Here is a 14,049-nt window from a genome sequence, read left to right as displayed (position 1 = left end):
CGTCCGCCCATGGTCCGCGCTGCTTCCCTTCGACGCCCGACGCCTCCCTCGAGCATTCGCTACGCGATGCTCACGTGCGCGCTCGTGAGCTGCACCGAAGCGCGCAGTACGCAAACGGTAACGACCAACCCGGACGAAAACGAAAAGCCGGCGCTCGCTGCCGCACCCGCCCCAACGCCAGAAGCCGCAAAAACCGACGCCTCGGCCACCATCCCAGCCGCCGCTTCCGCAAAGCCCCCTGCACCCGCCCCGGAAGGGCCCGCTGAGCCACGCATTTGGGCCAAGGCGCGCTTCGCGTGGATACATGCCGACCCGGCGCCGTCACGAGCGTGGATCGGCTACCTCGCGCCAGGAACGTCCGTGCGCCTCAAAGACGGCAACGTCAAAGCCGCACGCACCTTCGGCGGGCGAGATTGCAACGCCTGGTATGCCATCGAACCGCGCGGCTACGTGTGCGCAGGCTCGACGGCAACGATCGATGAAAACGATCCTGCTGTAAAAATATTGCGACGCGACGCCGCCGATACCTCTTCGCCCTGGCCATATTTATACGGCGAGTCACAAGGGACGCCCCGCTATCAACAGCTTCCGACGCGAGCGGAGCAGCGTCGTACCGAACCGGACCTCGAAAAGCACGAAGCGCTCGTGGAAAAAGCGCGAGCGGCGAGCACCGACGACGAGGTTCGCGCCATATCGAAACACTTCGTGGGAATGGACTTTTCCAAGTCGGGCAAAGAGCCGCCCGAATTATTCAATTTCAGCCCGTTATTACGAGAACAACGCAAATTCGTTTATGGTGGTTCGACCATTGCGTACGTTCGCGAATTCGATTTCGAGGGCCGCACGTTCTTGCTCACGTGGGATCAGGCCATCGTGCCCAAGGACCGAGTAAAACCCTATACGAAATCGATGTTTCACGGTCTCGTCCTTGGCAAGGATGCCCAATTGCCGCTCGCTTTTTTTCGCGAAAAGCCTCGTCCGAAATACAAGCGCGGAGACGACGGAAAACTCGTGCAAACCGATCAAACGTGGCCTCGTCACGGATGGGTCGAGCTTACCGGGCAGCGCCTCGAGCAGGACGGGAAGAAGTTCGTCGAAACGAAGGAAGCCGGGGTTTACGCATTGGTGGACGATGCGCAGGTCATCGAGCAGGTAACGAAGGCTCCATGGCTTGGCCAGAAAAACCCCGAATTGCAAAAGTGGGTCGATATCCGCGTGCTCGAAGGGACGCTCGTGGCCTACGAAGGACTACGTCCGGTGTATGCGACGATGATATCGCCGGGTCGAGGGGGCGTTCCTTACGAAGGCATCGATCCCATCAAGACGGCATCGACGCCGACAGGTATTTTCCGGGTCGACGGCAAGTTTCGCACGGCGACGATGGTATCGAGCAGCGACGATAACTTGGTGCATGCCGAAGTAAATTATGTGATGAATTTCCACGGGCCGCATGCATTGCATGGAGCGTATTGGCACGACGGCTGGGGTGAAAAGAAGAGCGGCGGCTGCGTGAATTTGGCGCCTATTGACGCGAAATGGGTCTTCGATTGGACGGATCCGCCGGTTCCCGAAGGATGGCATGGACTACGCGCCATCAAGGAATTCGGTCGGAGCACGATCGTGCGGGTACGAAGGTAGCGGCGAGCGCCCGAATCAGGGAACGCAAGGATTCGCTGGCGGCGGAACGGGCGGGACGACGGCGCCGAGCTGAGCTTTTTTCATCGTGAAGCCGAGACCGATCGAAATGCCATCGCATACCTTCGTCGGATCCTGCGATCCGTCGACCATGATATCCGATGCTTGCCACAATTGATTGATGATGCTCTGCAGCGTGGGACTGTTCGGGTCGCAAAAACTCGAATCGAATGCCGCAGCCACTTTTTTGACTTCGTCGGCGAGATCCTCGGTGCGAATGATGCCTCCGATGTGGCCTTTCGTCGCGATCTGGTTGTTGAGCTCCAAGTCCATCTTCAGCCGCGCTTGACGGACGGGAAGAACCATCCTGAACCCGGCAGTCTTCACGATGAGGTCGAATTGCGAAGGAGGACCGGCTTGAACGAAACCCATTTCGATGCGCGTATTCGCAAAGCTGCATTTCGCCGATGTGGGTACGTTGGGATTCACCAACGACGAGGCATCGATGGGCCACACGTCGTTTCCATCGAAAGACGGTACATACCCGAGATTGCCGCCCAAGAAAAAAGCACTCGACGTCGAACATGGACCTTCGCCCACGTCGTCGATCGACAACAAATACGTATACTCGCCCATCGTTATCGGCTTGTTGTTGTCGGAGCTGAACTCTGAGGCAAGCCCGAGGAAAATCGGCAAGATATTTTTCCCGAATGAGTTGTCGATGCCATTGTGTCCGTCGGGATAGGTCTGCGCGGGTGACCCTACCGCACCAGGTTTGCACAGGTCCGTGGAATCCTTCGTCGAAAAACGCCCATCGATGTCGAACCCGAATGATTTCCAGCCGTTGGCCGGATTCGGCGTTCCGTCCGCATCCGTATCCCCCCAGAATATCTCGTCAATCGCCAATACCGTGCCATTACCAGAATTGCACGCGGGCAACACGACGCCCCCGCCCATTCCACCTGCACCGCCCGAACCTCCCGTGCCGCCAAATCCACCCGCCCCGGCGCTGCCACCCGTGCTGCTAGAGCTTCCGGCCGAACCACCAGCACCTCCCGCACCACCTTGATTGCCAGTAACAACCGTCGATCCGCAGCCGGTAAGGACGGCCAGCGCGACCACTGCACCACCCAAACAAACATTTCGTAACGAGCCAAAGTCAAGCATGATTTTTTCTCCTGTAGCGCAGTCGAGCAAGCGCCACGGGAAAACTTTACGGCAGATGCCGCAAACCCGCAACAAAGATTACTCAGGAGCGCGTCAATTCAGGGCGCCAGCGCGAAGAAACGAGCCATATCCGCGCTGCTGCCCCAATTCAGGCACGACGTCGCCACCTCGAAAAGCCACTTTCCCACGGATGAGCACGGATTCAACGGCGCTGCCTCGATTGACCATGCGTTTCACGCCACCAAACGCCTGCATCGGCGCCTCGTGGTATTCGCCGAGCCGATCATCCAATCGCACAGGATCGATGACCACCACGTCGGCACGTTTTCCCGGCGCGAGCACCCCCGCATCCACGCCAAACCATTGCCCCAGCTCGCCCGTCAACCGCCAAACGGCTTTTTCAATAGGCATCACCGAAGCTCCTCGCGCTTCGGCGTCCCGCACGAGCTTGAGCAAGCGCAGCGGAAAATTATAAAATGCCATGTTACGAATGTGCGCGCCAGAATCGGCAAAACCAATCAATGTCGACTCTTCGGCTACGAGCTTTTCCACGACTTCGGGACGATGATTCCCGATCAGCGTGCGCCAGCGCAATCGCGAACCATGCTTGACGACCAAATCCAAAAACACATCGCCCGGATTCGCCCCTCGCGCCCGAGCTACATCCCCGACACTGCGACCCACGACGCTCGGATCCGGGCAATCGACGATCCACGCATCGTCGAAATCACGATGCCACACGCGCGGCCCGAATTTCTTTTCGACATCACGACGAAACTTCCGTCGATATTCCGGATCGCGAAACAATTCATTGCGCAAGTCCTGGGTCGTCAAATGAAGCGCAGCCTCCCCTGCCGGAAATTCTTCAAAAACGACGAATTCCATTCCATCGGCATACGTTTCGAACGGCATCGGCAACGTTTGCCACCGGAAATCGGCGTTCGTCGCTCGATTGAGAAACCGCGTCGCGGGCCCCAGCACCGACGCTATCCACGGATCCACCTTCACATCCATCAACGTGATGAGCGTCGTCTTCAATGGCTTGCGACCAAAAACTCCCATGCTTTCCATGAGATACGCGAGCAAATTATATTTCGTCACCAAGTTCGGCGCGCCTTGATGAATCCGCCCGCGCCGGCGCAATACTTTGTTGAGCCTCGTGTATTCGCTCCAGGGCGCATAAACGGACGGAAGCGACTTGGACCGAGCGCGATGGCCGTCGAGTTTGTCCCAGGGATTGGTCATGCTGGACAAACCAAGCAGTCCCTCGTCGAGCGCCTCCTCGAGGAAAAGCTCCATCTTTTGCAATTCGTCCTCGGTCGGTTTGACCTTGGGATCCACCGCACGATCGAGCCCCAGCACCGCGACGCGCAAATCGGAATGGCCGAGAAACGATGCAACGTTCGGTCCCAGCGGATGACGGTCCAGAAACGCGGCGTACTCACGAGCATTGTGCCAATTTTTGCGCTCTTTCAAAAGAGGCAATACATATTCACGCGGAACCGATTCGACTCGAGTGAACAAATCCGAACAATCTTCCGCTTCCGATAACACCATGCTAATCGAGCAACTGCCGATCATTACGGTTGTCACCCCATGCCTCACGGATTCACCGAGCGCCGGAGCGGCCAAGACTTCCGCATCGTAATGCGTGTGCATGTCGACAAAGCCCGGCGTGACCCAACGCTCCGCCGCATCAATGACCTCTGGACAGTCGCGCTCGTCGAGCGACTCGGCGCTCGCGGTCACCAATTTGCCGTCACGAATGCCAAGGTGCCGAATGGTTGCAGGTGCACCCGTGCCATCGAAAAACAAGCCATTTTTGATGATGACGTCGAACATCGCGGTGGCTCCTCGTTTTGGCTGCTCGAATGTAACGGAAATCCGATAGCTTTGCTAGTGCAATCACGTGTCACGTCATGCGCCCGTCGATCTTGGCTCCGCCTTCGAGCGCACGGTTCGCACGCGCGTGATGACTTCCTCGACGATTTGTTTGGGCGTCCACCCTTCGGCAATCCACTTGCTCGGAATCGAGTACACCTTTTCGCCCTCGCGGATGTACACCGATGCTTCGTTCATTTCCACGGCATCAATGCGATCGTACGGCACGGTGACGACGGGCGTCCGAAAAATCGGCGCTGACGGGAAGGTCATTTCTTTGCGGCCGAGGTCGACTTGGAAGTTTTTGATTTGCGATATTCGCCATGCGCCAAAGGCGCCCAAGCTCGCCATGCCTGCGGAGAGCAGCCCCATGACGGCGTAAAACCAATCTGCGCCCTCGCGTTCCATGTGGATGACGCCATTGAGAATGAGGCCGCGATCGTTGTTATTTGCTTTGACGAAAAAGAACGCCGCGCATGCGCCGAAGAGGACGAGCGCCGGAATCGTTTCCCTGTACGGACGACGTAAAGGGATGACCGCAATTTTTGATCGTTTTACCTTCTCGCTCATCGTCCCGCTACTCCTCGCATGCCGCCCCCCGCCTCGACGACTCGCCTTACGAGTTCGTCCGCATCCATTCCCGCTTGGTGTTCCGTGAGCACGAACGCATCGCCATCGACAGTCGCACCTATCCAGGGCAACGCGTGCATGTCTCTGCGCCTTCTCGCCGCTTCGCTTACCAGAAAAATGACCGCGCGTCCATCCAAGTTGGCGACGGCGGAAGCCGCCAAAATGTCAGCGACCGCAACGGTGACTCGCTCCCCATTCGCTTCGATGTCGAGCCCCGCCCCAGAAAGCTCCAGCAATTTCACCGGCTCTCCATGACGAACATCGGCGTACTTGGCCAGATCGTGCTGCAGCGCAATCGCGACGCCAATGGCTCCCACACCACCCAATGCAAACCCCATGTAGCTGAGGCTCGGCAAAGGAGCACCCAAGAGCAATCCCCAGATCACGGCAGCGACGAGCACCGCCGTCGCCAGTATGCGAAGGCCAATGCCAAAACGAATTCGCTTGATCGTGCCGCTTTCTTCAACGGAAACCCCTATCGCCATGAGCCCCAGCGCGACGACCGCAAGTCCCGGCGGCGCCTTCAGAAACTCCACGAACCCTTTTAATCCACGAGGCGCCGCCGCGGCCAGACCGAAACAAACGAGCGCCATGGAAAAAGCACGCGCACGAAAACCGAGGAAGTGTCGAATCACGAGGTCCACCACGATAGCACGACTCGGCGCGCGTCGATAGGGCGCACTCGCTGTGGACATGTCTCGCCGATTTCATTACGTTGGATGTGGCGATCGCAACGCCAAACGTGTACTCATCACTCGGACGTCCATGCAATCATCCGCGTTCCTCACCTTCCTGTCCGGCGCCGGCCTCTTCGAATACCTTGGCCTGCATTTCGCCATCTCGCTGGTCGTATCGGCCGCCGGTTTCTATCGCATCTACTACTTCGTCAGCCTCGGCTACGCCTTTTCGATAGCCTTGATGGCGCTCGTGACCCCTTGGCTTTTCCGGAGCACGCTCGACCTTTGGACTGCACTGCAATGCACCGGGCTGCTCGCGTACGGCATGCGCCTTGGCTCGTTTCTCATCCGGCGCGAACGAAGTCCCGCGTACCAAAAGGAAATGGTCGAGGTCATCAAGCGGGGCGAACACATCAAGGGATTCGTCAAACTGATGATTTGGCTCAGCGTCGCGCTTCTTTACGTGCTCATGTTTTCGCCCGCGCTCTTCGCATTACTTCACCATCGGGACGTGCCCGGATCGAGTCCCCTCGTTTCGCAATTCTCGGGTCTGTTCATCATGGCGTGCGGCCTCTTCATCGAATCATGGGCGGATCACCAGAAATCAGCGTACAAGGCGCAAAGGCCCGATCGCTTTTGCGACGTCGGTCTTTATCGCGTAGTTCGTTGTCCGAATTATCTGGGGGAGGTCATTTTCTGGGTAGGAGCGTGGACCGCAGGGATCAGCGCCTACACGCACGTATTGCATTGGGGCATGAGCCTCACGGGGCTCGTCTGCATCGTTCTGGTCATGCTCGGATCCACTCGGCGACTCGAAATGAAGCAAGACGAACGTTACGGATCGAACCCGGAATACCAACGATATACGCGCTCGGTCCCAGTGCTTTTCCCCTTTGTGCCCGTATATTCGTTCAAGAACCTGAAGGTGTACCTGGGTTGAGTGACTTCCGCCGACGTCACGAGCATTGCGAGGTTTTAGAATGAATGACGTGTCCCCTTGGTGGTTTCTCGTGGCGGCAGCCGCAATGGCCGCGTATTGGGTCGTGCAAGTGTTCGGCGCGGCCATCAATACCAAGCTGTTTGCGCAAGTCTTGCAAAAGATCCTCCGCGAAAAGAACGTCGTGCGCGCCATCAAGTTGTGCACCGCCGCAAGCAATGCTCCGGTCGGGGTGGCGACGAAGGAAGCTCTGATCGCGAGCGTATCGAGCGAAGAGGACGAAATCCGACCCGTTGGTTATCGAGGCAATCGCCCCGTGCCGATGGACCGCGTTCGCGCACGAATTCGAGCTCGTTATGACGAAGCGTTTACGAAAACGGCAGCACCGCTGCTGAAAGCCATTCTGCTCGCATTGCCGTCATTCTTTTTATGCCCAACTGCGCTTCTTTTGACGCTGTCGCATTCGGCGCTCGATTGGAGAATCATCGGAGCGTCCGGCGCGGGATTTCTGTTCTTGATTTATGTAGGCTTTACGCATTGGCAGATCATGTCGTCGCGAAATACTGGTTTCGACCTGCTTTGGCCCTCTTTTGAATTCGTGTACGAAAATCGCAAATCGCTCGTGAGCGAAACCATACCGCCACCGCCGCCGCCGGAGGCGCCCCCATTGGCGACGAAAAATGCGCGCCTCACGCTCGAAGTGCTCGAACCGGGAAAACCTTTACGAAGCCTGACGCTCGATGGGCCGGTGATCAAGATCGGGACATTTGCTTCAGCGCAGGTTCAGCTTTCCGCGGAAGGTGTGTCACGCATGCATGCGGTCGTCGAAATGGCCGACGACGGCGCGACCATCATCGATTTGGGCGCGACGAGGCCGACGTGCGTCAATGGGGAAAAGGTGGCGAAAAGGGCGCTTTCAAATGGCGACGTGATTGGAATTGGCGATGCGGAGTTGGTGGTGAGGCTGGAGGCGGGGGGCGAAACTCGGGCTTGAGCGCATCTCGATATTGGAATCGAGGTCGTAGCTCGAATTTTTCCGGCGCTTGCGGGGCCCCGTTATGCGCAACTTGCTACCGCCCGCCCGCCTCCATGTACGCCTTCGCAAGCTGCATCGCGCGGTCTGGGTCCACCATGTTCAAATACGCAATCTTGCCCTTCAAGTACGACTCGAAATGCGGCCGCTTTTCCTTGTTCTGCGCTTCGAGCCCCGTCTTCTTCGCTTGATGCAATATCGCCCGGAGCCGCCGCACTTCCTCCCGCGGCATCGACAACTTGTCATTGACGACGATCCCCGTCACCTCCTGCCGCCCACCCGCGTGCTGCAATCGCCCCTTCTTCGGATTGATCGCAAACCCCTCCTCTTGCACGATGTGCCGAATGCGCGCCAGCAGCATCCCCAAGTCCTTGCGACCCTTCTTGCCCCCTTCGATCTCCTGCATTTCCGCTGAAAACGTCAAATCGTCCGCATAACGCGTGTACGTCCAGCCCATCTTCCGCGTCATCCCCAAAAGACGCCGATCCAACTTACGCGACACCAAATTCGATATCGCAGGACTCGTGCACGCCCCCTGCGGCAACCCTCGATCACCCACCGCCACCCAATACAACGTTCCGTCGTACGTCACCTTACGCCGCGGCGGCTCCGTGCAAAGCAATGCGAAAATCGTCGCCACCGCCGGCGAATACCCGAGCGACTCGAAGAGTCCTCGTACCCGGCCAAACCCAATCGTCGGAAAGAAGTCCGATAAATCCAAATTGATGACGATCCCCTGCCCCACGTGCTCTTTGGCGTTCGTCACGGTTGAACGACCCTTGACGAATCCATGCGCCGGATTTTCCGTCGGCAATTTTTGGAGGATATTATTAAAAATCCATTCTTGGGCTTTCGCGAGGTTCTCGTGCGGCGCCGACAAAAGCCGCGTACCTCCCGAGCGCTTTGGAACCTCGAAATAAACGTAATGCGGCCTCGTCACCGCATCGTTGTGATGGCAAAGCCAACGCAATTTTCCAATGGGCAGGCCCAGCGTTTTGGCCACTTCCGCGGGCGTCGACAGAATGGGCAAACCGTTTTTCTGAAGCGCCTCGACGTTCGCCCGCCTATCGGCCAATTTCCCGGAGACACCTCGTCCCAAGAAAATGATGTCCTCGGCTTTTCGCCGCGCCACGTCCGCCGCGCGCTTCTTCTTGCGCTCCGCCGCGAGCCGCTTCTTTTCGGCTTTCTTCGCCGCTTTTTCCTTCTTCAGCTCGGCAATGGCTTCATCCGCACGCTTGCGCGCCACGGTGCTCGCCAAATTCGCCGCCTCGTGATGCTTCAGCCACAAATCACCAACGCGGTGAATCTCTTCAATCTGCTCTTCCGACAAGAGCCCGCGCAGAATGAGGCCCCGATCAATGAGCGCCGTCCGCTCGTCACTCTGCGGCGGAATCGTATCGACACGACCAATCCACGCCGTTCGAAACGGATCGATCTTGAGCGCACGCTTGCGTAACTCGTCCGCCGATAGCCCCAGAATCCCCGACGCATCGTACGGATCCTTCGGCTTGTCCTTCTTCGGCTTTGCCGCAGCCGTCTTCGCAGGCGTCGATGCCGTGAACGTGCTCACGGCCCCTACAGCACTCGATGCGCTCGCGGTTTTTCCCGACGCACTCGTGGACGTCGTCGCCGGCGTCGAAGCAGGCTTCGCGGCAGGCGCCGGATCGTCCTTTTTCGGCTCACCCTCGCCAGGTTTTCCAGGGCCAATGAATGTCTTGACTTTGTCCCAGAACCCCACGGCAGTCCCTCGTCAGGAAATGGATTTCATCCTTTGAACATCAATCGGTTTGTCGTTTGAAACGCTCACGTCCAGCCCTCCAAGGAAGCCGTTGCACCCGACATCTCTCCTAGGACCGCACTCGATCACGCAGGTACCCGTGCCCTAGGCAGCGTTCAGACCCTCGGGTCTGCTGAGTGAACGCAGCCTAGGGCATGGGGTACCCAAAGAACATCGAGGGTGGGGACGCATGTGGGAACGAACTCCGCCACGGCGGAACGCCGCAGCATGATGGGCTCGAGTGCAACGACCTCCTTGCAAGGCTGGACGAGCAAGCGTCAAACGACATCGACGACCGAATGAAACCGACCAAGACATTACAACGACTTCCGAGCCAAGAGCCAGGCCAAACAAAGCACCGCCGCGCGATCGGCTCGGAATCGATTCGCGATGCGACCAAGTTCTGCAACGACGTCCGGTGCCAAAGCCAACCGCTCCTCCACCGTATCCGCCACTGAACGCGTCGATAACAATTTTGCCATGGGACCATCGGCGAGCGACAGCGCACTCGTCCACGAACGCGCCGCTTGAATGCGCGGCATGCCCAAATCCCAAGCTTCTTCGATGATGCGCGAAACCGTCGTGTTTTTCCGCGCCGCCACTTTGCGCAATTCCTCGACGATTGGCTTCGGCATCGAAAACGGCTCGCCCGACGACCAACGCGACGCAGCCTTCGGAGGCTCGGGCGGCGCTGCCGGCGCTGCAGGCTCCGGCGCGGTTCGTCCTTCTACAACGATGCGGAGCGCAAGTAAGTGTCGACATGGTCCCGCGCGCAAGCCGCTCTTGTGGAAAAACGAGCACGTGCACTTGGCTTTCTTGATGACGAGATCCGCATCGAAAATAGCCTCGCAACTCGTGCCCACCACTTTCGCCGCAACGAGACGCCGTGCCTGCGGCAGCATTTCGTTGCGCGAAATCACAACGCCTGTAGGCATTTGCGGAATCTTCCGCCCCTCGACGAGCTCCGGATGCTCCGGCCCGAGCAACGCTTCGCCAAGCACGTCCGGCATCACCTGCCGATACCGATACACCTGATCGGCATGATCGAAGATGAGCTGCCCTTGCTTGGCCAATCGGTGCAGCGCCGGAACGAGGTTCTCGTCGGACAAACCCGTCGCAGATGCAATCGTCGAAAGGTCCGCGCGCTGCTCCTTCTGCAAAAACTGATCGACGAGACCCATCGTGCGCACGTCCGGAACGCGCGTACCCGCAAGCAGGTCGAGCCCCACGCCGCTCGTCCAATCGTTGGTGGTCCAACCAGATAGTGCCAGGACCAACCTCATGTCGCCCATGTGCGCGATCCACACGCTGGGCAAACCCGATCCGAGCAGCCGCACTTCGATACGCTCGGCCAGCGGCAAAACACGCGCCAGCGAGAACAATCGACGACGACCCCACACCTTGATTTCTTCGGTCGGACTCACAGTTCGTCGCGGCGCCGATCGATACGGACCTCCTCCACCCGACGAGCTTCCAAGCTCGAGTCCCCCGTCGTACACGGGCCCCTTCGATTCGATCTCGATGCCCCACGGGTCGAGGATGATCTTCGGCGCCTTGCCGGGCGTCAGGACAAACCGAATGCTCCGCGGCCCGGTCTTCTCTCGATGACGCTTCAAATACGCCAAAATCGAGTACACGACCTCGACGGGCAGATCCACGCGGCGACTGGGCAAACACGTCGCTGCTTGAATCTGTCCAAACCCGCGAAGCCACGACGGCGGCAGATCGATCTTCTCCTCACGGTAGTCCGGAAGCCCCTCGACCTTCACGTCGAAGCCTGTCGGGTCCACTGACAAACGCGTCTTGCGATAGCTGCGCAGCGTTTGAAAATGCTCGTACAGCGCGAGCGAGTAGTCGACGTTCGTCGTGCCGAGCCCCGCTTCTTGCGAACCGACGAACGAATCTCGGTCCACGGACAAACACCCGTAACTCGACTCGTCCTTGGAAAAACACTCGAAGAAGACGACGTCCGGTGCAACCGTCACGACCGGATCGCACGGGACGAGATGCCGGAACATTTCGGGATCGTTTCGCGCGAGCTCGTTGGCCCAGCGCACACGCGCATCCCAGTAGATACGGTGCATCTTGCGAAAGTCGCTCTCGAGGTTCGGCGGGATCGGCTCCTTGGCAAGCTTGGCGAGCTCTTGCTTCTTGGCCTGGTCGAACATGTCGGCCCGCAGCTTCGCTTCGCGCTCGGCCTCCGCCTTCTTCCACGCCTCGTACGCCGTCTTGTCCTTCTTCTTGAAGCGCAAGTCGCCAACGACGACATCGTGCAGCGCGCTCACCGCTTCACGAAAACGGATCGCGTCACGCAGCTCGGCATCGAAGAACGTCTTGGGACGCGCCAAGTTCGGGGAAAACTTGACGAGCAAACCTTGCGCGGCGCCGAGTACGGAGCTCTTGCCGAGGTACTTCAGGTCGACGTTCATGGCGCCTCCTCGGCAAACAAAGACAGTTCAGGGATCTTGCGTCCCATCGCGCTGCGCAGCGCCGGCGCGCGAAACGCGGCCCGCGATACGGCTGCGAGCGCCGCACGTCGTTCGGGAGGACGAACACTTCGCAAGGCGTACGAAAAGAGCGCGAGCAGAGGTTCGGCTTCGGCGGGATGTTCGACGATACGCGCGGAGATCTGCGCGAGCGCCGTGCGCTTGTGCTTCGCACCTCGATGCACCGCCAGGATCGTGGACGCCCAGATGCGTTGGAGCGCAGTTTGTCCGAGGGCCTTCTCGCGCTCTGCGAGGTGTTTCAGCAGGAAAAACCTTACGTCGTCGTAGGGATTTTCCGCGAGCGATGCCCACAGCGTCGGATCGTCCTTGAACCGCACATCGCGCTCGAAAAGGGCCATGCCTTCGCGCCGCACGTCTTCGTACCGCGCATCGATGATGTCCCGCACGTGCTCCATGCGCGCATCTTTCGATGCTTCGAGCACCGATGCGATCCACTTTGCTGCAGCTTCGCGCACGCGTGGTGCACGCGCCAGCGCAAGACGCAGGACCGATGCAAGCGCCAGTTTGCCCTCGATCTTCTTGCTCTTGGCCCAATCGAAGCCGAGCTCGGCGACGGGCGAGACCGGCGAAACCGCCAGATCGACGCACTGATCGAGCGTGAGACGGGACGGAGCGACGTGTTTACGAATCGCTTCGCAGAGGAAAAAGAGCGCTGCTTGGTTGTCGATCGAGAGCAGGTCGAGCCAGTCCGCGATGGACAAAGTCGCGATGCCTTCCGCGGTCCTCAGAAGCTCGCTGCCGAACGTTTGCACTTCTTCGTGCGGGCTCGCCAAAAGCGGCCTCAGCCTTGCGACGTTCAGCCGATCGAGATCCTGCTTGTACGTGTCGCGCAAGAGGTTCATCGCGAAGACGCGCACGGTGCGGCTCTTCGCTGTCGTCACGAGCTGAAACACGCTTTCGAACACGTTTTGCCAAGCGCGCGGATGAAGCGGCGCGGGTTCCAGCTCGCCGAGCGAATAGCCGCTCGCGACGCGAATGCCGTACGGATCGCGCTTCAGCACCGGCGAGCCGTAGTAGCAGACGTGCACGAGGCCCCACGAATCGAGAAGACGCTCGGGTTTGTCCAAGCAGTCATCGCGATAAAGAACGAGTGCCTTGCGAACGGCAACGCCGTACCGAATGGGGTCCTTGCGCCCGATGTCGCGGAAGTATCGGAGAGCGCGGCGCTGCAAGTAGCGCCTCGTGGCTTTGGAAAAATGCGGCGACGATTCGTTGCGACGACCGTAACGGCGCGGATACCGTTTGTCCCCTTCGAGCACTTTCTTCTTGATGGTTTGCCGTTTCGACCAGTCGTACCTTTCGACTTCGACGAGACGCCTCTGCACCATGCGATCAAAAGCGACCATGAAGTGTGCAATGGCTTCGTCGTCGTGCGCTTTTTCAGCGAGCTTATAGAGCGCCTTGACGAGCGGTCTATGATGCGGTTTGTCGCAGCCGTCGTCGATGTACAGCAGCAGCGCGCGGCGCGCGAACGGCCGGCTGTCGCGGTACCAACGCTCGGCCATCGATTTGAGCTTCTTGCCGGCTTGAAGCGACAGAACCTCGTCGACGAAGCGGTCGTCCCCCGCCTCGAAATACTCGTCGACGAGCAGGTTCGACGAAGTTGTGGGTTTCGTCCGCGCTTTCGACATGCGACGCGGGCACGATACGCAAGAGCATCTCGTCGCGTCAAGCGCTGCGAGCGCCGCGAGCTCGAGCCATCCTCATGTCAGCCAGAACGCGTGCGCTGCACTGCGCAATTTCAATGCAGCTTAGATTCTCGCGTCGTCCTCGAATCGATCCCCCGGCGTACGGCCCCATTGAGA

General features: G+C 59.1%; 10 protein-coding genes. 3 read left to right on the top strand and 7 right to left on the bottom strand.

The window, feature by feature from the left end; genetic code table 11:
• The first annotated feature begins 9 nt into the window (after positions 1-9).
• Positions 10-1,638, top strand: a complete 1,629-nt coding sequence (locus tag IPM54_01085) for a L,D-transpeptidase (protein MBK9258412.1) — start codon at positions 10-12, stop codon at positions 1,636-1,638.
• A 15-nt stretch (positions 1,639-1,653) separates the two neighbouring features.
• Here the strand turns inward: IPM54_01085 and IPM54_01080 are convergent, their stop codons facing one another.
• The 4 genes from IPM54_01080 to IPM54_01065 all read right to left on the bottom strand — a co-directional run bounded on the left by IPM54_01080 (position 1,654) and on the right by IPM54_01065 (position 6,008).
• On the bottom strand, positions 1,654-2,802 hold the full coding sequence (locus IPM54_01080) for a hypothetical protein (GenBank protein ID MBK9258411.1): 1,149 nt from the start codon (positions 2,800-2,802) through the stop codon (positions 1,654-1,656).
• Positions 2,803-2,895: 93 nt separating this feature from the next.
• Positions 2,896-4,644, bottom strand: a complete 1,749-nt coding sequence (locus IPM54_01075; protein ID MBK9258410.1) for an amidohydrolase family protein — start codon at positions 4,642-4,644, stop codon at positions 2,896-2,898.
• A 75-nt stretch (positions 4,645-4,719) separates the two neighbouring features.
• On the bottom strand, positions 4,720-5,253 hold the full coding sequence (locus IPM54_01070) for a hypothetical protein (GenBank protein MBK9258409.1): 534 nt from the start codon (positions 5,251-5,253) through the stop codon (positions 4,720-4,722).
• The gene (locus IPM54_01065; GenBank protein ID MBK9258408.1) at positions 5,250-6,008 is read right to left on the bottom strand and encodes a hypothetical protein; all 759 of its coding nucleotides are present in this window, start codon (positions 6,006-6,008) and stop codon (positions 5,250-5,252) included. The genes IPM54_01070 and IPM54_01065 overlap by 4 nt, the downstream gene beginning before the upstream one ends.
• Positions 6,009-6,078: 70 nt before the next feature.
• Between IPM54_01065 and IPM54_01060 the strand changes: the two genes are divergently transcribed.
• A complete protein-coding gene (locus tag IPM54_01060) occupies positions 6,079-6,930 on the top strand; it encodes a DUF1295 domain-containing protein (protein MBK9258407.1) in 852 nt (283 codons plus the stop codon).
• Between the two features lie 40 nt (positions 6,931-6,970).
• The gene (locus IPM54_01055; protein ID MBK9258406.1) at positions 6,971-7,921 is read left to right on the top strand and encodes an FHA domain-containing protein; all 951 of its coding nucleotides are present in this window, start codon (positions 6,971-6,973) and stop codon (positions 7,919-7,921) included.
• A gap of 76 nt (positions 7,922-7,997) precedes the next feature.
• On the opposite strand, the gene IPM54_01050 is transcribed toward IPM54_01055, so the two are convergent.
• The 3 genes from IPM54_01050 to IPM54_01040 form a co-directional block, all read right to left on the bottom strand.
• Complete coding sequence (locus IPM54_01050; protein ID MBK9258405.1) at positions 7,998-9,698, bottom strand: RNA-directed DNA polymerase; 1,701 nt, start codon at positions 9,696-9,698, stop codon at positions 7,998-8,000.
• A 356-nt stretch (positions 9,699-10,054) separates the two neighbouring features.
• Entirely contained in the window at positions 10,055-12,166 is a 2,112-nt protein-coding gene (locus IPM54_01045; GenBank protein ID MBK9258404.1) for an SWIM zinc finger family protein, read from the bottom strand.
• Positions 12,163-13,875: a hypothetical protein gene (locus IPM54_01040; GenBank protein ID MBK9258403.1), complete on the bottom strand. Its 1,713-nt coding sequence runs from the start codon at positions 13,873-13,875 to the stop codon at positions 12,163-12,165. The genes IPM54_01045 and IPM54_01040 overlap by 4 nt, the downstream gene beginning before the upstream one ends.
• Between the last annotated feature and the right edge of the window lie 174 nt (positions 13,876-14,049).

It is taken from the genome of Polyangiaceae bacterium (assembly GCA_016715885.1).
In the GTDB taxonomy this organism is placed as follows: domain Bacteria; phylum Myxococcota_A; class Polyangia; order Polyangiales; family Polyangiaceae; genus Polyangium.
Note: the sequence above shows the minus strand (reverse complement) of the source record. Positions and strands in the feature narration are given on the sequence as shown.

Coding starts and splice junctions, on each gene's coding strand:
- IPM54_01075 (MBK9258410.1), bottom strand. CDS start 4,644: ATGTTCGACGTCATCATCAAAAATGGCTTGTTTTTCGATGGCACGGGT.
- IPM54_01055 (MBK9258406.1), top strand. CDS start 6,971: ATGAATGACGTGTCCCCTTGGTGGTTTCTCGTGGCGGCAGCCGCAATG.
- IPM54_01065 (MBK9258408.1), bottom strand. CDS start 6,008: ATGTCCACAGCGAGTGCGCCCTATCGACGCGCGCCGAGTCGTGCTATC.
- IPM54_01040 (MBK9258403.1), bottom strand. CDS start 13,875: ATGTCGAAAGCGCGGACGAAACCCACAACTTCGTCGAACCTGCTCGTC.
- IPM54_01070 (MBK9258409.1), bottom strand. CDS start 5,253: ATGAGCGAGAAGGTAAAACGATCAAAAATTGCGGTCATCCCTTTACGT.
- IPM54_01085 (MBK9258412.1), top strand. CDS start 10: ATGGTCCGCGCTGCTTCCCTTCGACGCCCGACGCCTCCCTCGAGCATT.
- IPM54_01080 (MBK9258411.1), bottom strand. CDS start 2,802: ATGCTTGACTTTGGCTCGTTACGAAATGTTTGTTTGGGTGGTGCAGTG.
- IPM54_01060 (MBK9258407.1), top strand. CDS start 6,079: ATGCAATCATCCGCGTTCCTCACCTTCCTGTCCGGCGCCGGCCTCTTC.
- IPM54_01045 (MBK9258404.1), bottom strand. CDS start 12,166: ATGAACGTCGACCTGAAGTACCTCGGCAAGAGCTCCGTACTCGGCGCC.